Below are 25,975 nucleotides of genomic sequence, written 5' to 3'. Positions count from 1 at the left end.
TTTTGCTGACCTTTCATTCTTAAAATTCTTGTTAATAAAAGTCATGCAGTCCCCATATGGTGATTGCTTTTTTGTGCGCGTCAATTTTATAAATGTCAAAAGTCAGCTCAGTGATAGCCATTCAACCTGGTTGGCGACTACCCTCGCAGAAACCACCACACACGAGATTTAAAATTAACCGTTTCTAACTTGAGGAACATACATGAGCACCACAGCACGCAATCTTACTCCGATCGCAACCGCCATGGCATTGGCCATGGCCGGCCTATCTTCAGCCCCAGTGTTGGCAGAAGAAGCCCAAGCTGAGAAATCAAAAATCGAAGCCATCACAGTAACCGCGACCAAGCGTTCACAGGTTATCTATGAAGTACCGATCGCTATGAGTGCATTCTCAGGAGATGATCTGGATGCACAGGGTATCTCAGACATCACTGATGTGGGCAAATTTGTTCCAAACCTGAATATCACAGGTTTTTCTGCAGGTCATAACTCATCTGCAAATCCATTTATTCGTGGTATCGGCTTGCAAGACCATCTGATCACCACAGATCCTGGCGTAAGCGTTTATGTTGATGGTGTTTACCTGGGTCGCCAGGTTGGCCAAAACTGGAATCTGGCCAACATCGAGCGTATTGAAGTACTGCGTGGTCCTCAGGGTACTCTGTATGGCCGTAACTCAATCGGTGGTGCAATTAACATCATCACTAAGCAACCAGATCAGGAAGCAGTAACTAAAGTTAGCGCGGAGACAGGTACTCGCGGACGTATTAAGGCCAGTATGTTTACCAATCAGGCCGTAACCGATGAACTGGCGTTCAATTTCAACATGGGCTTCAACCGCCGCGGTGGTCTGGGTGAGTTTACTAACCTGCCAAATGCTGAATACGATGTGGGTGAGAACCAGGAATTCCACGGTCGAGTCTCAGTTAAATACACCCCAACCGATGATTTACGTTTGGTACTGACTGCAGATGCAAATGATGGTGAAGGTGGTACACGTCCGTTTACTGTGTTAATCGATGAACTAAAAGATGTAGAAGACTCTCTCTACCAAGCAGGCTTGCGCAATTCGATGGTTGCCGCAGACCCGTACGACAATGCTACCAGCAGCATCAATACAACAACCGTATCGAACAAAGCAAACGGTGTTTCCCTGACTGCAGAATATGATATCAATGCCGACTATGGTACTAAGTTTATATTCAGCAAACGCTCATCAGAGTACAAAGCTGGTCTGGATGATGACGGCACTGCGATTGCTCACCTACACTTCCCAGAGCGAGGAGAAGCCGATCAAACATCTGTCGAGCTACAACTCACAGGCTACCTTGGCCGTTCGGATTTTGTTACCGGTGTATATTGGTTTAACGAAGAAGGGAATAACCGCCAGAGCCCGGATGAAGCAAGCTTTAACGGAGGTCCTGCAATGTTGGCGCTTGATCAGGAAACGACCAGTCGAGCAGTATTTTTTAACCTGGGCTACGATCTGACTGATGACCTGCGCCTTTCAGGTGGTGTTCGTTATACAGAAGATGAAAAAACTGCGTCTGCAAAAGTACATACACTCGTAGATACTGTATATGCAGAGCGAGAGTGGGACGAAATTTCCTGGGAACTGGCTGCCAATTATACCTTTGAAAATGGCCTTAACTGGTACGGTACGGTACAAACTGGCTACCAATCAGGACAATACCCTGCCCGCCCTTATTTTCTGATCACTCAGTTTTTCGAGCTGGGCGGATTTGCAGACAATGCGACGGCAGCCAACGCAGCCATTCAGTCAGCAAATGGTTTTGTCGCCAGCGACAATATCAGTGCAATTAACTACGAAACCGGGTTTAAAGGTCAGCTGACTAATGACTTCAGCATGAGTGTGGCATTTTTCAACACTGAATACGATGACCTGCCTTACCAGGTTAACACGGTCACCTCATCCGGGTTTGCTACCAACAACCTGATTGTTGAACAGACCTCTCGCGGTATCGAATTTGAGAGCACCTACTATGTAACAGACAACTTTACCCTGCATTCAAGCTTTGGCTTTATGGATGTAGATGTTGAAGAGCAAAATGGCATCAAACCAGTTGCTCCTCTGACTCCAGAGTGGACTGCCTCAATCAGCCCGTCTTATGAGTTTGAGCTGGACAACAACGCAACGGTAAACACACGCTTTGATATTTCATACCGCGACAGTATGTATGGTGAGCCGAGCTCAGACCCGGGCCGTATGACGCAAATTGACGACCGTACCACAGTGAACTTTGACGTATCTTATGCGCCAGCCAATGCGAACTGGGATATTTCACTGTATGGCCGTAATATCTTTGATGAACGTTACGATGATGCTCGCCTGAATACAGGTGCATACATCCTGGTTATCAAGAGCAATGATGCCAGCGAGTTTGGTGTTCGCTATCGCGCAACATTCTAATTAGCTATGCATCTGACAGACTGTCAGCTCCTTGCTGACAGTCTGCTTACCCTTGCCAATACGCCTTTCCTGTCACCCCTTCTCGCCGTTTACAATAGTTCACCCTATTGATTGAAGAGCAAAAAAGAAAAGACTAAAATCCGCGCCTTTCATATGGATACGGAATATATCAAACATGAGATTCTTACCTAATAAGAAGCTGTTCTTATGCGCAACAATGGCCTTGTCACTCACCGCATGTGGCGGTGGCTCAGACAACAAGGACACAAAGACATCTTCTGTCGAAGACATCAAAATTACCTATACTAAACTACCCACTTTTATTAATGTAAAAGAAGGTCAAGAGGTCACGCTATCTCTTAACACTTCTGGGACGAATGCCAATAACCTGAATTTTACCTGGGCAGTTCGTGGCGTTGATGGCGACGTGCCATTTACTGGTCAAGGTAGTGATACAATTACATTTACTGCACCAGAAGTCAGTCAGCAGAGCTCCCTCAGCATCTCTGTTAAACTAAACACGTCTAACGTGATAGGTTTTGTGGACCAGTATAGCTCTGTGTCTGTCGCGGATACTGACTCAAGCACCGTTGCACCACAGCCTGATACGAGTAACGTAGTCAAAGAGCTTGACTTAAGTGTGCTTGTCTCTGGTAGTACCTGGATGGAGACCATTCAACGGTATATTAAAGCACCACGTACGGAAGGCGGCTATAATCATACGACCGTGAAATTCTCTCGCCCTCTCGATATTGTTAGCTTCGACCAAAGTGAACATATGTTTACTGCTAAAGCGTGCGGTAAACAACATGGTCACGATATGAAAGTGGGAGACTTTTTTACTCATATTGACTGTTCAGAGGGTACTGAGTCAATTGTGCTGACTCAAGCGGAAAACAGCTTTACCATTACTAAAATGTGTGGTGACGACGTTGCTGCTACCAGCACATTCAAACACGTCAGTGAGACCGTACAAGAGAGCTTTGGCAAGTTAGCAGTTAATTTTGCGAACTATCCACAGCTTGCTGAAACAAACCGGCTTTGCGGTATTATCGCCACAACTCATGTAAAAACAAAGGACGGTAATGGTGAGACATTAACCAGTGCCGACGTCACAGTCGTGCGTTTGGCTAGCCAGTACGAAGGTAGCCCATTTGAGTTATCCTTCACATTTGGCGGCAAGCCAAACGATTCGTTTGCTAGTTTAGACAGTGTTGCAACAGGCAACTTTGCACAGCTTACTGCGACTGCATACCCTGAGATATACCAGCTCAAGAGCGACTCAGGGATGCTCAGACTGGATTGGGACAATACAGATACACATATCAAAGCTGAGTTCAACTTTGACCTGCCGCTTAGCACGTTCGAAGATGAAGAAGTGACAGGTAGTTTTGAGCTAAAGCTGGACTGATACTCATTAACTGATAATCACCCAATAAAAAGGGCTGCTATTCTATCGCAGCCCTTTTTATTGCCTGTAAACCAGCAAATCTCACAGTAGGTTACAGGCTTAATGTATGACAGATTCCGGGCAACTTATGAGCCAGATAGCTTTACAGGAAGAGGCTCGCAGAGCGAAGACGCTGCGAGCCTATATCAAGTTATTGTGGTTGGGTATGTGTCGCCGCGTTCACCTTAGGCTGTACGTCTTCCCCGTAACCAAAAGTGACTGCTAAAACCAGTACTACCGATGCTGCCAACATCAGTTTGCCAAACAGGGGCAGACAGAATCGGAACCACAAGTGATAAGGTACACCTGCCATACCAATAATCCCCATCAGTACTGCATTAGTCGGAATGATCATGTTAGAGAAGCCATCACCAAACTGGTAAGCAAGCACTGCAACCTGACGATACACACCTATAATGTCACCTACCGGGGCCATCAGTGGCATAGTGACATAGGCCTGGCCACTGCCTGATGGAATAAACAGGTTCAGCAGCGTTTGCATAATGAACATGCCAACGGCCGCTAGTTCAGCACCCAGATGTGATAAAGGCGACGACATGGCATAAACCAAAGTGTGGAGGATCTGGCCATCTTCCATAATCAATGCAATACCACGTGCCACACCAATTAGAACGGCGGTGCTGGCTAAGTCTTTCACACCTTCGATGAACTCATTTGCAGCACGATCAGCTCCAATTTGACCAATTAAGGTAGTGAAAATACCCCAAGTAATAAACACTGCACCCAGCTCATACAAATACCAGCCCTTTTGTGATATCCCCCAGACGGCAAGAACTATAGCCGCCACCAGACCAAACAGAATCATCTGATGACGTTTATTTAGTGTCGGATAATTTGCTTCAGCTGTACCGGCTAACGGACATGGTAAACCCTTGGTCAGGGATAGCTCAGGGTTTGCCTGTATTTTTTTGGCATAACTCCAGACATGATGAAAACCAATCAATACAAATGGCAAGAATATTGCCAGTCTCAGCTCAATGCCCGAGTACACAGGAATGTCTGCTACCTTTTGGGCGACCATGACGGTAAAAGGATTAAAGGCGGAAACGCCATAACCGATGCCATAGCCTGCAACCACCATTCCCACAGCGGTCATTGCATCAAGGCGCATCGCTTTACATAATCCAACCAGGATAAGTACAAAAGGAATATACTCACCAGCTGTACCAATCGCGCCTGATGCCAGCGCAAAACAAAACACGACCATGAAAATCAAGATATTTGGCTTATGGCCAAATCGCTCCAGTAGGCGGCCAATCAGCGCATCTATGGTGCCCGTTGCACGTGCGATTGATAATACACCACCGACGATAAAGACGAAGAAAATAACATCTTGTGCCGCGGCAAACGCTCGTGGAATCGCAACCAGAAAATCCATCGGAGTTAAATGAGTTTGCGCCTGTGCAAGCGCGTAGGTGCCAGGTACTACGGCCTCACGACCGTTGTCGAGTGTTACTGTCTCGAAGAAGCCTTGCGGAACGAGCCAGGTTGCAATATACGCCACCAGCATCATAGACAACAACAGGATAAGCGTGTGGGGAACTTTGAACCCTTCTTTCATGTTAATTCTTTGTCGTTAATTTAAATTGTGCGCAGTGTAATAAATATTGGCCCTATCGTGCAAACACCAAACGCTTAACGCGCCAACTTTGTCGTTAAAACAAAAACAAACAGCGCAGAAAAATCAAATAAGAAACACACAAAAACACTTTAACAACAACAAAAACAAACTGTTTACTTTTGTTTTTCTTTTGAGTACATTCAGAACGCCACATAGACGTTGGCACTTGTTAATCGACAACAAACTCAAATAGACAAGGAATTGAATTTTGAAAACGAACTATACACTTTTATCAGCATCTATTCTTCTGGGCCTCAGTAGCCAATCTCTTCACGCAGAAGACAACGTAAACTTCCTAAAAAAACTAGCTCAGGGCAGTAACTATGTTGTAGACCGCTCTGCGCCAGAGAGCATATGCGGTGTTGATAACCTGCAGCATGTTGAGCGATATGATAACCGTTACAGTAACTGGGGATATGACAGAAACTATGTTACTGCACAACAGCGCTCAGTCGGAGCATTAAAAAGCCGCTCTTCAAACTCTGCTACCAGCTACTGTAGTGGTACACTCATTGCGCCGGATTTATTTTTAACAGCCAGTCACTGTGTCGACAGTGGAACAACATCGGACGTTGTGGCGTTTGATTACCAGTTTAATGGTACTTCCAGCAGTTTAAGAAACCAGTCATTTTTCAACGTTACTGAGATAGTAGAAGATGGTGCCAATTTGAGTGGGGATCTGGACTTCGCAATCCTGCGCCTTGCCGGTAATCCGGGTAACACATTCGGCTGGAAACCGGTTGCAAATGCAGTCCCTGGTGATGTCATGATAATCCAACACCCTCGTGGTGAAGCGAAACAACTGGATGCGGGAACGGATGTTGTTTCAAGCGGTGCCCGAGTTTTATACGGTGATCTTGATACCGAACCAGGCTCTTCTGGCTCAGGCGTCCTTAACCGTGCAGGTGCCGTAGTCGGTGTACATACAAATGGGGGATGTGGCGCAACTTCCGGCCGAAATTCGGGCTACTCAATGGCAGCCATTACCAATGTATCCAGTATTCTTCCCGTCAGTACACACGTTCGAGCGATTAACAACTTCGGTACCAATGCAGGTGGCTGGGTGGTTTCAAAGAACCCCCGAGTTATGGCTGATATCAATGGCGACGGCCGCGAAGACATTGTCGGGTTTGGCAATGCATCAGTTTACACAGCTCTGGCAAACAGAGATGGTACCTTTTCACCAATTAAACGTGCCATCGACAGCTATACAATCAACAACGGTGGTTGGGACGTTGCAAAGCACCCCAGAACAGCCGCAGACATCAACGGTGATGGCCTGGCTGATATAGTAGGCTTCGGTACGAATTCAGTCTTCACCTCAGTATCTAATGGCGATGGTACGTTTGCACCGGCTAAGCGTGCGCTGGATGCATTTACAGTGAGCAATGGCGGCTGGGATGTAGCGAAGCACCCACGCAAACTGGCAGATATTAATGGCGATGGTCTGGCTGATATCATTGGATTTGGCACCACTCATGTCTATACAGCTTTAGCAAAGGGTGATGGTACATTTGCAAACCCTGTCGCAGTCCTTCAAAGCTTTACCGTCAGCTCAGGTGGCTGGCAGGTTGATAAACACCCTCGCGAAGTCGCTGATATTAACGGTGATGGTTTGGCAGATATCGTAGGCTTTGGCACTAACGGCGTCTATACAGCTTTGGCTACAGGTAACGGAAGGTTTGCATCACCGCGCTTTGTATTGTCCAGCTTTGCTATCAGCGCAGGTGGCTGGCAGGTAGACAAACACCCTCGCGTACTTGCCGATGTGAATGGCGACGGACTCAATGACATTGTGGGCTTTGGTACCTCACACATCTCGGTATCACTAGCCAATGGCGATGGTACATTCTCAACGCCCAGAACCAAACTGGATGACTTCGTATTGGATAAAAGCTGGAGCGTTGACCGTCACCCTCGTCGTATGGCAGATGTAACAGGCGATGGTCGTGCAGATGTAGTAGGCTTTTCCGATAACGGTGTTCTGGTACACATTAACAGAAACTGGTAGTAACACCTGATAAAAGATAGGCTGAAAAGCAAAAGCCCCGCATTGCGGGGCTTTTAAATTTATTACTGCTACTTACATATTACAGAAATGCGCCCAGCGCTTTAACCTGATCAAGCATACGATTTGAGAAACCCCATTCATTGTCGTACCAGGCCATAACTTTAACCAATTTGCCATCCACTTTCGTCTGGGTTGCATCAAATACTGATGATGCTGGGTTATGGTTAAAGTCCACGGATACCAGCGGTAAGGTGTTGTACTCAAGAATACCAGCCATTGCACCGTCGGCAGCGCCTTTTAAAATCTCATTAACTTCATCAGCAGACGTCTCGCGCTTTGCAATAAAAGTCAGATCAACTAAAGAAACATTCACCGTAGGAACGCGCACCGCCATACCATCCAGTTTGCCAGCCAGCTCTGGTAGTACCAGACCCACAGCCTTCGCTGCACCTGTTTTTGTTGGGATCATTGACTGTGTCGCACTGCGCGCACGGTATAGGTCTTTGTGGTACACGTCACACAGGTTTTGATCATTTGTGTACGCATGGATAGTGGTCATACTGCCCTGCTCAATCCCTATCGTGTCATTGAGGGCTTTTGCAACTGGCGCCAGGCAGTTAGTCGTACAAGATGCATTGGAAATGATGTTACTATCTGCGTTCAATACTTCACTGTTTACGCCATGTACAACTGTGGCATCCATATCAGTGCCAGGCGCCGATACAATCACTTTCTTCGCACCCGCTGCAATATGCTTACCTGCGGTTTCACGTGAAGTGAACAAGCCTGTACATTCAAGTACGATATCTACGTTCAGGTCGCGCCAAGGTAGCTGCGCAGGATCGCGTTCCTGAGTCAGTGTAATTTCGTCATCACCAATAATGAGGGTGTTGTCTTTTAGCTCAACCGGGAAGTTAAAGCGCCCATGAACCGAGTCAAACTGGGTAAGGTGTGCGTTAGTTTGTGCTGGTGCCAGATCGTTAATCGCGACAATCTTGATCTCGTCATTCTGACCTGCTTCGTAAAGCGCTCTCAGTACATTTCGACCGATACGGCCATAGCCATTAATTGCAATATTAATCATAACCCTATTCCCCTAAATTAGTTTACTTCACTTGCTTGTCGAGCAAGCGCTTCAATGGCTTGCCAGTCTTTGTTTGCGATAAGTGCTTTATCCAGCATCCAGGTACCACCGACACAAATCACATTTTTGAGTGCCAGATAGTCGGGTGCTGTCGCTAAGCTGATCCCACCCGTTGGGCAAAACGTCACCTGAGGCAAAGGACCACCGATTGATTTCAGCATGGCTGTACCACCTGCAGCCTCTGCCGGGAAAAACTTCAAAAATTTAAAGCCCTGAGCAGCCAGTTCCATCGCTTCGCTTGGCGTTGCAGCGCCCGGCAGAAATGGAATATCTGAGCCTTTTGCCAACGCCAGCAATTCAGAGCTTACGCCCGGGCTCACCATAAAATCAGCACCGGCTTCAACAGACGCGTCGAATGATGCTTTGTCAACGACGGTTCCTGTCCCGACGTAGGCCTCTGGCACCGCTTCTTTCATGGCTTTGACCGCCTGTGCAGCAACCGGTGTGCGCAATGTCACTTCCAGCGCACGCAAGCCACCGCGATATAGAGCCTGTGCCAGTGGTACGGCGTCTTCTAAGTCGTCAATGACAATAACGGGTACTACCGGCGCCGCTGATAAAATCTCTTTAATGCTCATAATGTCCTCATTCCCAGTTGCTGTTATTCTTCTATGCCGAATGCACTTGCGCCTAAATCGGCACTGCTGACAATATTTCTGAAACCGCTAAACAACTCTCGGCCCGTGCCAAAAGTTGGACCAACTTCCGTCAGTTCAATCTCGCGCTGAGCAAGCTCTTCATCGCTGACGTGCAGAACCAGTTCACCTTTGGGTGCATCAAGCGTGATTAAATCACCCTCTCGCACTTTCGCGATCGGCCCACCTTCTACGGCTTCTGGCGCAAGATGGATAGCCGCTGGCACTTTACCCGATGCACCTGACATCCGGCCGTCGGTAACAATGGCGACTTTGAAGCCTTCATCCTGCAAGCTCGCCATCACCGGCGTCAATTTGTGTAACTCTGGCATCCCCTTTGCTTTGGGGCCTTGCTCTTTGATAACCGCGATAAAATCCTGATTCAACTCGCCTCGTGTATAGGCTTCTTGCAATGCAGCTTGGGAGCTAAACACTTTCGCAGGCGCCGAGACCACCTGATGCTGCTCAGCAACCGCTGATACTTTGATCACAGACTTACCCAGGTTACCGCTTAACAGTTGTAACCCGCCTTGCTTGTTGAAAGGATTAGATACAGGTCTGAGCACATCTTGGTCCAGAGAATCAACTGGGCAATCTACCCACTTCACTTTTGCAGGCCCAGTGCTGTCTGTCATGATAAGAGTCGGATCAACGTCCAAGACAGGCTCTTTGGTATACGCATCAAGGCCATCGCCGACAATGGTTTTAACATCGTTGTGCAGGTAACCCGCATCACGCAATTCACGCATCAAAAAGCCCATGCCACCAGCTGCCTGGAAGTGGTTCACATCGGCTGAACCATTAGGATAAATGCGTGTTAGCAATGGCACGACTTCAGATAGGTCAGCCATATCTTTCCAGGTGATTTGAACACCTGCAGCTTTTGCCATAGCCACCAAATGAATCGCGTGGTTTGTAGAGCCCCCAGTCGCCAGTAGACCGACCAGTCCATTAATGACAGTTTTTTCACTGACGACCTCTGCCAGGCTATTCACTTTGTTGTCGCCAAGTAGCTGCTTTAACATGGTTTCTACCGCGCTGGCTGTCAGGCCATCACGTAGCTCGGTATAGGGGTTGATGAATGAGCTGCCTGGTAAGTGAAGGCCCATAATTTCCATCAGCATTTGGTTTGAGTTTGCCGTACCATAGAAGGTACATGTACCCGCACTATGATAAGACGCACTTTCTGCTTCCAGTAGTTCTTCACGGCTGACCAGGCCTTGTGCAAATTTTTGTCTGACACGAGCCTTCTCTTTATTCGGAATACCCGATTGCATTGGTCCAGCTGGCAGGAAGTATATTGGCAGATGACCAAATGACAGCGCGCCAATCAGTAATCCGGGGACGATTTTGTCACACACGCCCAAACAAAACACACCGTCAAACACATCATGTGATAGTGCAACCGCCGTCGACATTGCAATAACATCGCGAGAAAACAAGGACAGCTCCATACCATCACGCCCCTGCGTTACGCCATCACACATCGCGGGTACACCACCTGCCACCTGTGCCGTAGCATCGTATTTTTCAGCGATCGCTTTGATCTGATCAGGATACTCTTTATAAGGCACATGAGCAGACAACATGTCGTTGTAGGCATTGATAATAGCCAGATTAGGCTGCTCATCCGCTTTTAATCTTGCTTTGTCACTGCTCGAACAGGCCGCCATCACATGTGCCAGGTTACCACAGCCCAGTCCGGTTCTGACGCGAGTTTGTTTTTTTGCTTGTTCTATGCGTTCAAGATAGGCCTGACGAGATTGCTGACTGCGGGTGATAACGCGTTGAGTGACTTCATGAATTCGAGGATGCAACATAATTCAACTCTCTATTGTTAGAGGAAAAGGCTCAGTACAGCTCTCCCTGTACTGAGCAGCTTTGATTTACCCGTTCAAAGGTACGCTGTCAGGTTGTCTCTCACCCCAACCTGACACCGGTGTCACTATATTTACTCACGTTTGTGACACCGGTGTCAACCCTTACTTTAAATTTAGTCTAAATTTCATAAATGACCAAATAGTGAACAAACAACAAACAAAAAAGCCCGACCAAGATTGGCCGGGCTTTGGGCAAGTATAAAAATGGGATTTAGTGGTTTTTGGCTGTTGACTCGCGCGTGATCAGTCGTGCTTCCAGAACGCGCTGATATACCTGCTCCTGAGGCTCAGAGATTTGCATGATCAGTTGCTCAACGGCCAATCTCGTCATCTCCTCGACTGGCTGGGCAATCGTAGTCAGACCTGGCCAAATATGTCTTGCGATCGGGGCATTGTCAAAACCGGCGATGGACAAATCTTCCGGTACTCGCAATTGCCGTTGAGTTGCCAGCTTAAGTACCGCGGCAGCCATGTAGTCGTTAGATGCGAATACGGCCGATGGGCGCGGTGTCATATCCAAAATGGCCCGTGCACTATCTGCACCTGAGTGATAGCTAAAGTTACCCTCAGCAACCAATCGTTCCTGAAGCGGGATCTGGTGGTGCTCTAGTGCTCGTTTGTATCCGTTAAAGCGATTTTCAGTGGCGCTGTGGTCCGGGTGACCTTTGATGAAGGCAATATCGGTATGACCGAGCGCGATGAGGTGTTCAGTTAGCTCATAAGCCCCCTGCTCATCATTGCTACAGATAGAAATAGACTCATCATCCTGAATAGCTGAAGCTACCAACGCATAGTTGATATTTTTCTGCTTGAGAAAATCTATTAGTTCGCGTGAATCAGAAAACGGAGGCGTCAATACAAGACCATCCAGTCGGGACGTTGTCAGCAATTGATCAATATTATCAATCAATGCCTCGCCGCGAAGCTCACAAGGGTGGATCAGTAAGTTGTAATTATGTTTATGACAGGCTTCTAATGCACCACTTTGTACACGGGTTATATAGCTTTTACTTGGATTGTCATACAGGCAGCCAATAATGAAACTCTTGTTTCGCGCTAATCCACGCGCAATAGGGTTTGGACGATAATCCAGCTCCTTAAAAACTTTGAGTACTTTCTCGCGCGTTGCAGGGCTGACATTAGGTTCATTATTCAATACCCGGGACACTGTCTTTTTCGACACACCCGCATACTGCGCGACACTGTTAATGGTCACTTTTTTCATTACACTTGTCCTGACTATCTGGTACTGGCACGCTCATGTAAGCACGCAGCAGCGCCAATCAAAGGGATATTTTCCTGTACTACTAAAGTGACTGGGATCTGACCCGCATATTGACTCATCGGGCCTTTGGTGACAAACCGTTCAGCAAACTGGCTTGACTTTAAACGTTGCGCCATCCGAGGCAGAATTCCTCCCCCAATGAATACACCACCCAATGCACCAAAAGTTAAAGACAGATCACCGGCAACACTACCAATCCAGTCACAGAAGTGATTCAGCGTAGCATCACAGATCTCACATTCTGCTGCTCGCTCACTGATCTGCTCTGCGCTCAATCTCTCAGCCGTGTGTCCTTTTACTTTTGCCATAGCTTGGTACAAATGTGCTAAACCACGACCCGAAAAGACTTCTTCAACTGAAACATGCGCAATCTCCTGCTTCAACGCGACCAACAGCTGTTGGTCCAGTTCAGTGACCGCAGCGAGACTGATATGACCAGCTTCACAGCTCATCACAGCACTGCCGTTTATGTCTCTGGCAAGGCATGCAGCCCCAAAACCAGTGCCCGGTCCCATCACGGCAATATTGGCACCGGCTTGGGCCTGACCCGATTTTATTTCGATATTTTGTTCTGGGTCCAGGTAGGGCGCAGCGTATGCAAAAGCAGCAAAATCATTGATGACCGCTAATTCGCTAAAACCAAATTGCTGTTTAATATCCTGACTGTTAAATTGCCACCCTAAATTAGTCAAATAAACCTGCTGTGCCTTCACCGGCCCGGCCACAGCCAGACATGCACGCAACGGCTTAGCTATGGGGAGTTCATTTAGGTAGCGACTGATGGCAGATTCAAAAGAGGGAAATTCGGCGCTGGGATACGTTGACTGGTGACTTATTACAAACTGATTAGTACTCGAATCGTACTGGGTTATAACGGCAAAACGGGCGTTGGTACCGCCGATATCCGCGACGACAATAGGCTCAAACACGTGGCCTTTATTATTCGAGCTATGAGGTGTTGTCTGGCTCATGTTGTTTTTCTCTTTTATCCGGGTGCACTGAGTGCACAACTTCCAAGGTAACTGGCTCGGGTGATGATGCCAATGTTCAGCTGTATAACTTTGCACGTTCAGCTGAAAAAATGCTGTCCCCGGAGGGACAGCCAATACGTTTTGACAACAAAATGATAAAACAGCGACATTATGACACCGGTGTCAGATGGAGGCAATAAAAATTTTCTCTGGATCGACCTGGCAATTACTAACTGCGTATTTTCACAGCAACTATTACAAAGACCCGCAATCTTTTGGTAATCCGCTCGGTCAAGTATGTTACCAGGACAGCAGCAATGATATTACGCTTGCAAATTTTATTCATTCGCTGACAATAATCAGGTTATCACTCAGAACAAATACACTATGAAACCTAAAGGCAAAGCCACCTCTTTTGATATCGCCCACTTTGCGGGTGTCTCCCAGTCTACCGTGTCACGCGCGCTAAGAAATAGCCCGCTTGTTAATGAAGAGACCCGACGTCGCGTCTGGGAAGTGGCAAAGCAGCTTAATTATAAAGTCGATAAAAACGCCAGTAACCTGCGCACTCAGCAAAGCAGCACACTGGCACTGTTGTTATTCGAGGACCCAACTGGGGACGAGTCGCAGATCAACCCCTTCTTTCTAAATATGCTGGGAAGCATCACCCGAGCATGTGCAAAACAAGGCTATGACTTGCTTGTCTCCTTTCAATCCACCAGTCAGGACTGGCGAGCTGATTATGAAGACAGCCACAGGGCCGATGGCATTATTCTGCTTGGTTACGGTGATTACATGGACTATCAGTCTCGTCTTCAGCAATTGCTCTCTCAGGACACTAAGTTTGTCTGCTGGGGCGCAACGGTCGACGGACGGGAAGATTTAACGGTCAGTTGTGATAACTACGGTGGTGGTAAGCTGGCTGCAGAACACTTGTTACAGCAAAACCGCTCGCAGTATGTGTTCATTGGTGACGCATCCGATCACAGCCCGGAATTTTTCGCGCGCTTCAAAGGCTTTCGAGATACCCTGACAGCACAAGGGTTAGCATTACCCGAGCGTCAAATCGCCAACGCCATTTCAACAGAAGAGTCTGGCTATCATGCTACCCGCTCTTTACTGGCCAACAATATTCACTTTGATGCGCTATTTGCAGCCAGCGATCTCATCGCCATTGGTGCACTCAAAGCGCTTAAAGAAGCTGGTAAAGACGTACCAGGTGATGTTGCTGTGATTGGTTTTGACAATATCGCTGCTGCCAGTTTTATTTCACCGGCATTGACCACAGTGCAACAAAACACCACGCTGGCAGGCCAAATGTTGGTCAACAACCTGCTTAGTTTGATTAAAGGGGAAACGGTGACCGACACCCTGCTACCGCCTAAGTTGATTGTTAGAAAATCTGCCTGAACGCCTGTGTTACAGATGAAATTTGCTGATCTGCTGCTTGAGTAATAGCGCATCCTCATCCGCAGCAGCGGCCATTGAATTGACCTCTGTGATAATCGCACAGTTTGCCTGAGCCAAGGTTGTGATATCTGATATTTGCTGAGTTACGTCTTTGGCCACGGCACTTTGTTCAGTGGCCGCCGTCGCCATTTGTTCATTAAAGGCTTCGATTTTACAAATTTGGTCATTAATTTGCTGCAATGAATCCCGTGTGCAGTCCGTCGATGATAAGTTATTCTCTGTTAACGCATGTGCTTCACGTATCGCTGACATCGCATTTGCCGAACCACTTTGAAGACCTTGTATCATACGATTTATCTCTTCTGTCGATTGCTGAGTCCGCTGCGCCAAAGATCTTACTTCATCGGCCACAACAGAAAACCCTCTGCCTTGCTCACCCGCTCGGGCTGCCTCAATCGCAGCATTTAATGCCAGCAAATTAGTTTGCTCCGCAATTGTCTGGATCACCTCTAATACCTGGCTGATGTTATTGGATTGTTCCTGTAAAGCCGTCATTTGTTGCATAGTCAGATCCATCGCCTGCTCCAGGCTACGGGATGACTGCATATTCTTGGCCACATTACTCTTTCCCTGCTCTGACGCGCTAACAGCATCGTGACTGGCTTCGCTGGTATACTGTGCATTTTTAGCGACGTCTTCCGAGGTTGCAGCCATCTGCTCCATTGCTGCAGCAATGTGTACAGTTAGATCCGTTTGTGTATCGCTCTTATTCGTCAGCTCTGTAAAGTTTGCTTGTAATTGTGCCATCTGACAGGACAGCTTTTCGGCGCTAAGATTGACCTGATTTAAGGTATCGGTAAAGGTTTCAAACATAGAGTTCAAAGCTCGCTCTACCTGCCCCATTTCGTCCTGACTATTAGACCCGTTGAAGCGCAAAGTTAAATCCAGTGATGTCGCAACCTCATTGATAAAACGACTCATCTTTTGAATGGGTGTCGCAATAACGTTACCAAGCCCCCATGCACAAAGCAGGGCAATAGCTATCAATATGACGGTTATTATAATCGCCATCTTTGTTATCTGATTGGTAATTTCCTCTACATCTGCAAAAGCCTCAGACTGGTCCAGCTCGCTCAATAACGCCCAGGTTTCGCCATTTATCTCAACGAAAGTATATGCAGATGCCACGGCAATATTGCGATAGTCTTCAATGATGGCAAATCCAGATTGGCCTGACAGGGCGGCTTCAACAGCCTGAGTGCGAACACTTTGCAACCCGACCGATGTATCAAATCTGTTTATTGCAGCGATAACCTTTGAGTCTACTTTAGCTTGTTCCAGTACCTGCAGATAACCTGCTTTATCTTCCAGTAAGAAGCGGCTCATGCTACGCATTTTAAAGTCACTACCTACAAGATAGGTTTCGCCCGACTCTCCCAGCCCACGTGCTTGCCAGTTCTGCTGGTAAGTCAGGATATCATTGAGTCTGTCGATGGGCATTTGAAATACCAGCACAGCCAGGATATTTCCTTCTTTGACTATCGGCGTCGCAACAAACGACGCTGCGGCATTATAAGACGGTAAATACGGGGCAAAATCAACAAAGGCCACCTCTCCCGAAGAGAGTGTTCTGGCAGCTCTGAAAACTTCACCTAGCCCACTTTGCGTATATGGACCATTCAGCAGTGACGTCGCATAGTCCAATTCCTTGAATACGGAATACACTACATGACCGCTTTTTGCATCTACGATAAAAATATCGTAATAACCAAACTGCTCTAAGAAACTATTGAAAAAAGGGTGATGCAGATGATGGGCAGCATCATACTTACTACCATCTTGTAGGCTTTTCAGCGCATTTTTACTCCCCAATGGGTGTGTATTTTGTGCTATGTACTTGTCCTGCCAGTACTTAGCAGGTGCATCAAGGGCATTCAACAGGCGCCGTGTGTCCGTCGGTATACCATTTCTTTGCGTAAATACCTGTCCGAATTCATCACGATAATAGCGACTCAAAGCCTCTTCATCGGGCTGCACACCCACGTGTTTAAAAGTATCGGTGAATTGTAGTGCCGCATTACGAGTAGCTTCACTTGCAGCCAACGTCATTAATTGGCCATTGATGAAGTCAAAATACGCCGAGAGCTGTTCTTTCTTTGCGTCTCTGAGTCCCACCAGGCGGTGCTCGATCTGCATAGCGAGGGTCCTGGCCACATCTCTTTGAGTAACTTTGACCACACTAAAGGACAAAATAATAAGTGCAACAGTGACAAGAGCTGAGACGCTTACAATAAGCTTTAACTTGATGCTCACGGCACCTCCAGCGTCATCCTGACATATAAAGTAGACAGGTATTAAAAGCTTAGTTCAAGATCTCCACTTATGTTGTTTTATATTTCTTGTACAAAGCTATCCAATACATTTGGCAAACCACTTACGCCACTGAACCCGATTGTTTTCAAGCCAATGCTTTGCAACCAGCGCAGGCGTGAAGTTTTCCAGATTTACCATGGCTGCCAGCTGCTCAAGCATCATACTGTCCATGTCGAACTGACGCAGGCCCTTGGCCAAACAAGGGTGTCGTTCAAAAAACACGGTGCTGACTATCTTTTTTAACCACCCTGATTTGGGGTTTCCGCAATCAAACAAGAATTTGGGATTGACTCCCCAACCAGGTTCAGTTTCGCACCGTGGATCAAAGTCTGGAAACTCAACAAACTCACCAGGGTAAACGGCTCCCACCCAGTTAGGTGTCCAGTTAAACATCAGGATCGGTTGTTTAATTTTGTGCGCGATCGCCAGCTTTTTCCATAGTGCTTCTCCACTGTCGACCTGCTCAACGGCAAAGGGCAACTGTAACGCCCGGATCCTGGCACGGTCAGGTTTTTCCCAGGGGCCAGCGATATATACGCCCTTGCCCTGAGAGCCAGGCCTGGAGAAGACGTCGGCACATTGGATCAGTGCTTTCCAGTGAGGTAACCCGGGGCAATGCTGTTTAACATACAGCGGATACCACCAATCTTCGCGGGTTTTCAACGTATAATCACCAAGGTCAACTATCACCTGACTGTGCATAAGTTGCGCATATTTGTCGGCCATGGTGCCTTCCCAGACTTCCATTTGAACATCTGCCATTCCGGCTTTAAGTAAAAACCACTGGCCATCTGTTTTGGCCTCTATAAATTCAGTTTGATAGCCTAGTTCGGTAAAAATATTGGCCACAATATGAGACAAAACTTGCTGGCTAGTCCAGTCATTGTAGAGAATTTGAATAGGCTGCATGGCGCGCAGTGGCATCGCCAGCAACAAAATCCAAAAACAGAGGATACGGTACATAAACGACTGATGCCTGCTCAGAATCAATACCCTCCAGTATAGGTGCTATTTCACTTCTTTCAGTCTAAAAACCCAACTCATTTTTGTGACACAATTGTTTACAAACAGTTAAGTTAAACAGATTTACACGCTAGCATGAGATGTACTAATGTTTAACTGTTCACTATATGAACACTACAAATTCTAAAAGGAATATCAAAATGAAACTCAATTTGAATAAAAAATGCATCAAAAGGCTCAGTGCGGACAAAGCAACATTAGCACTTCAGGTAACACCTCAAGTAGCAGGCGGTCGCCCTAAAAGCTACTTTAATAACTGTGCGCCAACTGAAAACCGCTTTTGTTGGGAAGAGTCAATTAATAACTGCCCATTATCGCAGGCGATTGGATGCTAATCCTTTAGCATCTATCTAATTTTAGTGCGGGACAGTTACTTGCTTATCTGGTACTCCTGCCTGGATTTGAACTCCAATACGGTCGCATTAATGCAGTAGCGATCGCTACCACCCGGACCTTCGTTGGCAAACACATGACCTAAGTGGATCCCAGAAGAACTAGAACGGATCTCTATACGCTGCATACCATGGCTATTATCTTCATGATAGGTAACGCTGCCAGCTACGGGGTGCTTAAAGGACAGCCAACCGGTTCCTGAGTTAAACCTGTCTTTAGTATCGAATAAAGCCTGCCCGCTTAACTTGTCAATGAATACACCATCACCGGTTTGCTTAAACAAATCATATTGCTTACAAAACGGGCGGTCTGTCCCTTGCTCAAATGCCGTTTTAAATGCGTCACTGTCACCTAGCTTGAAAGCGCCCAGTGCACGGTAAAACTCATCACGATCCATGTAACCCTGAAAGCCTGCGACTTCTTTACCAGCCTCTAAAAACAAGATAGTCGGTGTCGCCCAGGTTGCGGACATTATACTTAATCCCTGCAACTGGTTTGCACGCCGATAATGTAGCGCAATGGTGCCCTGATAATCATTTACGACTTGTTGCTTGAATTTTTCACAGTAAGGGCAATAAGGCGCATCAATAACAACGATATGCTTGCCAATCATTAATGGCTTATTGTCGATAATTTCTTCTTCAGTTTGTTTAAAGGTCACGCCTGTACTGTGATCCGGGCAATAACCATTGGGATTTTTGACCAAATAGTTCTGGTGATACTCTTCCGCCCTGACAAAAGCCACTAACGGCTTAAGTGCAGTTTGAATGGGACCATATCCTGCTTCACTCAGCAGTGCCTGATATTGCCCCTGTAATGCCTCTGCTTTGGTTTTCTGCGCTTCTTCCGTATACAGAATGATCGAACGATACTGAGTGCCAACATCGTTGCCCTGGCGGTTTTTCTGTGTCGGATCATGACTTTCAAAATACACTTTTAGCAATGATTCGGTGGATAGACGGCTAGCGTTGTAGGTAACCCGAACCACTTCGGCGTAATTGTTGGGGTCAAACCGCCGGCTCGGTGCGGTAATCGCTTTGTAGCTTGCATGAAACCCACGGCCATCAGCATAGCCGGATTCAGCATCAATCACGCCAGGCAAAGCCTCATAGCGTTTCTCTGCTCCCCAAAAACACCCAGATCCCAGTACCAGAGTTTTAATGTGCGAACTAGCTTCGTCTGGCATATTGCTAACGGAGGTATCGTTGGCTTGGGTAAAACCCACTCCCCCAATAGCATCAAACCCAGAATAAGTCGATTATTCACGCCGGATCCCTTAAAATTGATTTCAGATGCCTAGTGAGACCGCATAAGCAAGCCGTCACTTTCACTTTCTGTACAAAAAACCTTTTTGCCAGCACTTTAACTAGGATTCTGTGTCGTTCAACGACATTTAATTAATTAATCGCCTTGTTTAAGGTAAAACGAATCCCAAATTAGTTATTGAGGGTTTAATCAATGTCATTATCTACTCGTCTGTGCGCACTCAGTGTTGCCCTTTTCGGATCTGCATCGGCGCTTGCCGCTGATATCCAATTCACCAATAAACTGAATGAAAAGACGAATGCACTGGTCGTATTTCAGGATAACGAGCAAAGCAATGCATTTAAATTCCTCGACAGAGATACCCGCAAACAGCTTACCAAGGCACTCGAAGCGGACAAGTTTTCTGGTGACTATGGCAAAGTCGTCGAAGTACTTGCTCCTGTTGACTCCAGGCATCAGCGTATCCTTGTCGTTGGTCTGGGCGAGCTTGAAGAACTAGACAGCGCTAAGATGGCTAAACTTGGTGGTAATCTGCACGCGAAACTTGAGAAAAAAGAGGTAGACACAGTCAGTGTCGCAATCAAAGGTTTTAATGGTCAGCTTAGTAACCACGAACTTGCGGCTCAATATGCGCATGGTGCCAATTTGCGTGACCACACATTTGAATTATATAAAAAAGAGCCGAACACACACACCATGACCTATAGCCTGAATGTGGATGACCAGAGTAAAACTCAGGCTGAATACACCACTTTAAGCTACATTGAGCAAGGCGTATTCTTGGCAAGAGACTTAACCTCTGAAGTGCCCACCGAAATGACTCCTGTTGATTTTGCTAATGCAGCCAAACAACTTGAGCAATACGGCGTAGAAGTAAAAATTCTTGAGCCTGAGCAGCTTAAGTCTCTGGGCATGAATGCACTGGAAGGCGTTGGTCGAGGCAGTAAAGAAGGTGCCCGTCTGGTCGTTGCACATTATAAAGGTAATAACGACACGCCCATCGCACTAGTGGGCAAAGGGATCACATTTGATTCTGGTGGCTACAGTATTAAAACCGGTAAATCGATTGCACGTATGAAATCAGACATGGCCGGTGCAGCAGCTGTACTGGGCACAGTAAAGGCGATGGCCTTGGCTAAAGCCGATGTGAACGTCGTCGCTGTGATGGGTATGGCCGCTAACATGGTCTCTGAAAACTCAATAGCACCGGGTGATGTGCTACGTACTGCCGAGGGCTTGAGCGTAGAAATCCTAAATACCGATGCTGAAGGCCGCTTGGTTCTGAGTGATGCGATGTGGTATGCCCGTACCTATTACAAACCAGAAGTCATGGTTGACCTGGCCACATTAACAGGCTCAAAAATTCGTGCCGTGGGTAACCGCTATGCAGCAGTTTTCTCTGACGACGAACATCTGATCTCTGAATTCACTGTGGCTGGCAAGGCCGTTAATGAGCCACTTTGGCGCCTTCCGCTGGGCTACAAAGATATGCTGAAGTCGGACATTGCGGATATCGCTAACATTGGTTCAGGTGGCCCGGGCGCTACTACGGCAGCCTCTTTCTTGCAACATTTTGCGGGTGAGACACGCTGGGTACACATTGATATTGCTGGCAATGCACTGGCTTCCTCTGGTAAAGGCGAAGTCTCTGCGGGCGGCACCGGATTTGGTGTTCGCCTGCTAAGCGAGTGGCTTTTAAGCAACTAACAAAATCCCAACCTAAGAGAGCCATGCGACCACTGCATGGCTTTTTTTTGCATCTCTGTGAACACACCCTGACAGCGTTGGACACATTGTGCAAGACAGTCAATGATAAGCTTGCTATTCTTTGCCTCGGGTACCACGCCGCGCCGGCATAACCTCAGGGTTAGCCTTGTGTGACAATAATAAAATGACAATAAGAAACCATGAATCAGGAACTGACTTATCTACTTGGTGAGCAAGCTGTGGTGCTTGACCTTAATTGCGCCCGACTCGATGATGCTCAACAGAACCGACTGTTTGCGTTGCATCGCCACTTACAACAACTGGAGATTGGCAGTGACATAGTGGTTGGAAAAACCTCCATCACGCTGGTTCTAAGAAACCCCACTCACTGTAACACTTGGCAAGAACGACTATTGACGCTCTGGCAGGAGCTGAGCGCAACAGATTTTCATCCAACCACGCACACTATCCCGGTTATCTACGGCAAAGAAGCTGGCCCAGATCTCTTACCACTGGCCGCTCAACTAGACCTGTCACCACGGGACATTGTTGAGCTGCACAGTACACCAGTTTATCAGGTCAAGTTTCTGGGCTTTTTACCAGGCTTTGCCTATCTGGGAACGGTGCCACAACAACTTCAGGTCGCCCGACTGGATTCGCCACGAACACAAGTACCTGCAGGTTCAGTTGCCATTGCAGAAGACCTCAGTGCGATATACCCCAGTGCCTCTCCCGGTGGCTGGCGACTGCTAGGCCACAGCTCAACGCGATTATTCGATGCTCAAGCCAACTCACCTTGTTTGCTCCAGCCAGGTGATAACGTCAAATTTGTACCTCAAAAGGAGGGGCTGTGCTAGAAATCATTAAACCTGGTGTTCTGATGTGTATTCAGGATCTTGGCCGATATGGCTATCGTCATCTGGGGGTAACACAAAGCGGCGTACTCGACCCTATGTCGATGAAAATTGCCAACATCTTACTGGGCAACCCTCCTGATACTGCGGTCCTTGAAATCACGGTCGGTCTCAGTCAGTTGTGCTTTCACCAGCCAACCAACTTCGCCTTGACCGGCGGCGATCTCAATGCGCGCCTGGACGACGGTGCACTGACACCAGGCTGGCGTTACTTCGCAAGACCCGGACAAGTGCTCAGTTTTGCTTCCAGCCCTAGCGCACTACGCGCCTATATCAGTGTAGAAGGTGGCTTTAACCTCCATCCTGTCATGGGCTCTGACTCCACAGATCTACAGGCAGGATTTGGCGGATTAGAAGGTAAAGCGTTATCTGCAGCAGACCAGCTAAGCTATAAAACCTGTTCAGAAAAACAAAGTATAGGAGCATTACAACCGCCCTACCTAAACCATATCCGCGTGCTGCCTGGTCCCCATTGCAAACACCTGAAACACTCAACAGAGCAACTGTTGTGCAGCCAGCAATGGCAGGTGTCAGCCGACAGCAATCGGATGGGCATGAGACTCAATACCTCCTCCCAATTCAGTCATCAGGTTACGATAAACAGTCAGGCTGTGCTACCTGGTACGATTCAGCTGCCCCCAACCGGAGCGCCCATTGTTTTACTGAACGACTGCCAGACCACCGGTGGATACCCGATGATAGCTCAGGTGATCAGTGCCGATCTGCGACACTTTGCCCAGCTTGCTGCAGGCGCTCAGATCAGCTTTAGTCTGACTACCCAAACCGAGGCGCGCCAGGAAACACAAAAACAACAAAATCATCTCAATCAATTGCGCATAGCGCTGACCCATCGCGACAGGAGTTTTTCGTGAGTGAACTTAATTTTTTACCCCTGAGTGGGATTGTAGTGGTGATCCTCGGATTTGCCCTGCGGTTTAACCCTCTGCTGGTTGTAACCTGTGCCGGTGTCGTTACGGGCTGGGCAGTAGGCTTAGACTTTCTGACTATACTGGAAACCTTCGGCGAGAAGTTTCTTAATTCACGCCAGCTTGCAAGCTTTTTACTCTTGCTCCCCGTAATTGCGATCCTGGAACGATATGGCTTACAACAACATGCCAAGAGTTGGATAGCGAGTATCAAAGGTGCAACCACAGCGAGGATCATGAGCGTCTATTTTGTCGTACGTGAATGTAGCGCCGCATTGGGCCTAATTAATCTTGCGGGCCAGCCCCAGACCGTGCGCCCTTTGCTTGCCCCTATGGCGCTCGGCGCCGCGAGCAACCTGCATGGTGATTTACCTAAGCCCGTTAAGGACCTGATCAGTGCACATGCGGCGGCATGTGACAATATTGCTGTCTTTTTTGGTGAAGATATATTCATTGCCTTTGGCGCCGTACTATTGATGGATGCTTTCTTAAGAGAAAATGGCATAACAGGCATTGAGCCGCTACATATTGGTCTGTGGGCAATTCCGACCGCCATTGCTGCATTAATTGTTCACCTGTTCCGTCTGGCACGACTTGAAGCCAAAATACGCGCACAAGTTGCCCTGCATGCTGAACAAAGTCAATCAGATGCTCAGAGCTCGGCAGTAAGGGAGGAACTTGCATGAGTGCGATGAGATCCACTGTTGACGCGCAGCCTGCTTTACTGTCAATTGAAAATATCTATTTACTTATCGGCTTTGTCGTACTGTTTCTGGTCATAAAAACGCTACAAGATAAACGCCACCCCAAACGACTGACCACAGCACTATTCTGGGGCTTGTTTGGCAGCGTTTTCTTATTTGGCGATTTATCTCTCACTTACCTTGGAGAAAGTCTCACCTATCGCTGGGTAGGTGTGTTTGTCATACTCATCGCCGTACTGGCGGGCATGGGCAAGGTTTCGATGGGCCACTATGATATGCCCAGTGAGGAAGAGCAAACAACCAGTGCCAGGAAGATCGGTAATAAATTGTTTATTCCGGCGGTCCTGATCCCCATTGTCACTGTCATTTGTACCATTGTTCTCAAGGATATCCAGATTGGGAGTCTGTTTGTCTTCGATCAGAGCCATGTCACCCTGGCGGCACTGACTCTGGCTTGTACAATTGCTTTGCTAGTCAGCTGGAAATTCACAGGAGGCAGTCCGGTTCAGGCGCTCGGTGAATCACGCCGCCTGGTTGACTCCATTGGCTGGGCCGCAATCCTGCCACAAATGCTTGCAATGCTGGGTGGTGTATTCATTGTAGCCAATACAGGCACTGCTATTCAGGAGCTGGTTACGCTGTTTGTATCCCCCGATAATCGCTTTATGCTTGTGGTTATTTATTGTGTTGGTATGGCCTTGTTTACTATGGTCATGGGCAATGCATTTGCCGCCTTCCCTGTCATGACAGCCGGTATTGCTGTGCCTTTCTTAATTCAGGGCCATGGTGCAAGTGCGGCTCCACTGGTTGCAATTGGCATGTATTCCGGCTACTGCGGCACGCTGATGACACCTATGGCAGCCAACTTCAATATAGTCCCTGCAGCGCTATTAGATTTAAAAGACAAGTATCAGGTCATTAAGGTACAGATCCCAACTGCTCTGTCCCTATTGGCTATCAACATCTTGCTCATGTATGGAGTTATCTTCAATGACTAAAGGACCACACAAAACCGTTTTATTGACCGGGTTTGAACCCTTCGGCGGCGAATCGGTTAACCCTTCGTGGCAGGCAGTTCACCAGCTCGATGGCTGCCATATTGGTGAATACACGATTCGAACCAAAGAACTCCCCTGCGAGTTTGACCATGCTCTGACACAGCTCAACCGAGCCATTGATAAGTATGCCCCGTCGCTCGTGCTGTGTGTAGGTCAGGCTGGTGGTCGCGCCGATATTTCTATCGAGCGCGTGGCTATCAATGTCAATGATGCCCGCATCGCAGACAATGCGGGGGCACAACCCATAGATACCCCCGTGTTGGCAGGTGGCCCGGCAGCTTATTTTGCCGCGTTGCCAGTAAAACACATGCTCAATGATCTGAGACAGGCGCATATCCCGGCCAGCATATCAAACACCGCTGGCACTTATGTGTGTAACCATGTGATGTATGGGTTACTTCATTATATCCATGAGCACCAGCTAAATTGTCGGGGAGGATTTATCCATATTCCTTACTTACCCGAACAGGCACTGCACCATGCAGGTGCACCCAGCATGAGTGTACCTATGGTTGTCGATGCACTTAAAGTGATGATTTTATCCGCTCTGCGCCATGACAGTGATCTTCAAATCGCTGCTGGTACCACTCACTAATACAGACGCCCTGTTTTGGTTCATCTGCGCACCAAAACAGGGCGGAATCTATCCAATAAAATCGCTGTTTTTTATGTGACTTGCGATCTCATTTCTGATAGTACTAAAGGCACGAGATGGCACCAGTGTGTCCGCTCGATAATAATAGTTAACAGGA

20 protein-coding genes are annotated in these 25,975 nt (G+C 47.5%); 11 read left to right on the top strand and 9 right to left on the bottom strand.

Going from position 1 to position 25,975, the window contains the following annotated elements:
- The first annotated feature begins 202 nt into the window (after nt 1-202).
- Together ELR70_RS13070 and ELR70_RS13065 are read left to right on the top strand one after the other, a co-directional pair.
- Entirely contained in the window at nt 203-2,431 is a 2,229-nt protein-coding gene (locus tag ELR70_RS13070) for a TonB-dependent receptor (RefSeq protein ID WP_054013786.1), read from the top strand.
- A gap of 175 nt (nt 2,432-2,606) precedes the next feature.
- Nucleotides 2,607-3,842, top strand: coding sequence for a hypothetical protein (locus ELR70_RS13065; protein ID WP_128064595.1), 1,236 nt, complete (start codon nt 2,607-2,609; stop codon nt 3,840-3,842).
- Between the two features lie 190 nt (nt 3,843-4,032).
- On the opposite strand, the gene ELR70_RS13060 is transcribed toward ELR70_RS13065, so the two are convergent.
- Nucleotides 4,033-5,463, bottom strand: a complete 1,431-nt coding sequence (locus tag ELR70_RS13060) for a TIGR00366 family protein (RefSeq protein ID WP_054013788.1) — start codon at nt 5,461-5,463, stop codon at nt 4,033-4,035.
- 268 nt (nt 5,464-5,731) lie between these two features.
- On the opposite strand from ELR70_RS13060, the gene ELR70_RS13055 reads away from it, so the two are divergent.
- Nucleotides 5,732-7,534, top strand: a complete 1,803-nt coding sequence (locus ELR70_RS13055) for an FG-GAP-like repeat-containing protein (RefSeq protein ID WP_054013789.1) — start codon at nt 5,732-5,734, stop codon at nt 7,532-7,534.
- Nucleotides 7,535-7,613: 79 nt separating this feature from the next.
- Here ELR70_RS13055 and gap read toward each other — a convergent pair whose 3' ends face one another.
- The 5 genes from gap to glk form a co-directional block, all read right to left on the bottom strand.
- Complete coding sequence (gene gap / locus ELR70_RS13050) at nt 7,614-8,618, bottom strand: type I glyceraldehyde-3-phosphate dehydrogenase (protein WP_054013790.1); 1,005 nt, start codon at nt 8,616-8,618, stop codon at nt 7,614-7,616.
- Nucleotides 8,619-8,635: 17 nt separating this feature from the next.
- Nucleotides 8,636-9,256, bottom strand: coding sequence for a bifunctional 4-hydroxy-2-oxoglutarate aldolase/2-dehydro-3-deoxy-phosphogluconate aldolase (locus ELR70_RS13045; protein ID WP_054013791.1), 621 nt, complete (start codon nt 9,254-9,256; stop codon nt 8,636-8,638).
- Nucleotides 9,257-9,279: 23 nt separating this feature from the next.
- On the bottom strand, nt 9,280-11,133 hold the full coding sequence (gene edd / locus ELR70_RS13040) for a phosphogluconate dehydratase (RefSeq protein WP_054013792.1): 1,854 nt from the start codon (nt 11,131-11,133) through the stop codon (nt 9,280-9,282).
- A gap of 271 nt (nt 11,134-11,404) precedes the next feature.
- Complete coding sequence (locus tag ELR70_RS13035) at nt 11,405-12,418, bottom strand: LacI family DNA-binding transcriptional regulator (RefSeq protein WP_054013793.1); 1,014 nt, start codon at nt 12,416-12,418, stop codon at nt 11,405-11,407.
- A gap of 14 nt (nt 12,419-12,432) precedes the next feature.
- Nucleotides 12,433-13,449, bottom strand: a complete 1,017-nt coding sequence (gene glk, locus ELR70_RS13030; RefSeq protein WP_054013794.1) for a glucokinase — start codon at nt 13,447-13,449, stop codon at nt 12,433-12,435.
- Nucleotides 13,450-13,836: 387 nt separating this feature from the next.
- Between glk and ELR70_RS13025 the strand changes: the two genes are divergently transcribed.
- Nucleotides 13,837-14,859, top strand: a complete 1,023-nt coding sequence (locus ELR70_RS13025) for a LacI family DNA-binding transcriptional regulator (RefSeq protein ID WP_054013796.1) — start codon at nt 13,837-13,839, stop codon at nt 14,857-14,859.
- 9 nt (nt 14,860-14,868) lie between these two features.
- Here ELR70_RS13025 and ELR70_RS13020 read toward each other — a convergent pair whose 3' ends face one another.
- Nucleotides 14,869-17,055, bottom strand: coding sequence for a methyl-accepting chemotaxis protein (locus ELR70_RS13020; protein ID WP_128064594.1), 2,187 nt, complete (start codon nt 17,053-17,055; stop codon nt 14,869-14,871).
- A gap of 213 nt (nt 17,056-17,268) precedes the next feature.
- A complete protein-coding gene (locus tag ELR70_RS13015) occupies nt 17,269-18,195 on the bottom strand; it encodes an ABC transporter substrate-binding protein (protein ID WP_054013798.1) in 927 nt (308 codons plus the stop codon).
- Nucleotides 18,196-18,395: 200 nt separating this feature from the next.
- Here ELR70_RS13015 and ELR70_RS13010 point away from each other — a divergent pair, with 200 nt between their 5' ends.
- Nucleotides 18,396-18,590 (top strand): hypothetical protein, encoded by a 195-nt coding sequence (locus ELR70_RS13010; RefSeq protein WP_054013799.1) that lies wholly within the window; start codon nt 18,396-18,398, stop codon nt 18,588-18,590.
- A 35-nt stretch (nt 18,591-18,625) separates the two neighbouring features.
- Here ELR70_RS13010 and msrA read toward each other — a convergent pair whose 3' ends face one another.
- Nucleotides 18,626-19,834 carry a peptide-methionine (S)-S-oxide reductase MsrA gene (msrA, locus tag ELR70_RS13005; RefSeq protein WP_128064781.1) on the bottom strand — a complete coding sequence of 403 codons (1,209 nt, stop codon included), beginning with the start codon at nt 19,832-19,834 and terminating at the stop codon, nt 18,626-18,628.
- Nucleotides 19,835-20,106: 272 nt separating this feature from the next.
- Here msrA and ELR70_RS13000 point away from each other — a divergent pair, with 272 nt between their 5' ends.
- From ELR70_RS13000 to pcp, 6 genes are all read left to right on the top strand, one after another.
- On the top strand, nt 20,107-21,621 hold the full coding sequence (locus tag ELR70_RS13000; protein WP_054013800.1) for a leucyl aminopeptidase: 1,515 nt from the start codon (nt 20,107-20,109) through the stop codon (nt 21,619-21,621).
- 200 nt (nt 21,622-21,821) lie between these two features.
- Entirely contained in the window at nt 21,822-22,478 is a 657-nt protein-coding gene (gene pxpB, locus ELR70_RS12995) for a 5-oxoprolinase subunit PxpB (protein WP_054013801.1), read from the top strand.
- Nucleotides 22,472-23,407 (top strand): biotin-dependent carboxyltransferase family protein, encoded by a 936-nt coding sequence (locus tag ELR70_RS12990; RefSeq protein ID WP_054013802.1) that lies wholly within the window; start codon nt 22,472-22,474, stop codon nt 23,405-23,407. The genes pxpB and ELR70_RS12990 overlap by 7 nt, the downstream gene beginning before the upstream one ends.
- Nucleotides 23,404-24,147 carry a DUF969 domain-containing protein gene (locus ELR70_RS12985; protein WP_054013803.1) on the top strand — a complete coding sequence of 248 codons (744 nt, stop codon included), beginning with the start codon at nt 23,404-23,406 and terminating at the stop codon, nt 24,145-24,147. The genes ELR70_RS12990 and ELR70_RS12985 overlap by 4 nt, the downstream gene beginning before the upstream one ends.
- Nucleotides 24,144-25,163: a DUF979 domain-containing protein gene (locus tag ELR70_RS12980; protein ID WP_054013804.1), complete on the top strand. Its 1,020-nt coding sequence runs from the start codon at nt 24,144-24,146 to the stop codon at nt 25,161-25,163. The genes ELR70_RS12985 and ELR70_RS12980 overlap by 4 nt, the downstream gene beginning before the upstream one ends.
- On the top strand, nt 25,156-25,818 hold the full coding sequence (gene pcp, locus ELR70_RS12975) for a pyroglutamyl-peptidase I (RefSeq protein ID WP_054013805.1): 663 nt from the start codon (nt 25,156-25,158) through the stop codon (nt 25,816-25,818). The genes ELR70_RS12980 and pcp overlap by 8 nt, the downstream gene beginning before the upstream one ends.
- Nucleotides 25,819-25,975 lie beyond the last annotated feature (157 nt).

It is taken from the genome of Pseudoalteromonas sp. R3 (assembly GCF_004014715.1).
In the GTDB taxonomy this organism is placed as follows: Bacteria; Pseudomonadota; Gammaproteobacteria; order Enterobacterales; family Alteromonadaceae; genus Pseudoalteromonas.
This window is presented reverse-complemented; position numbering and strand designations above follow the sequence as displayed.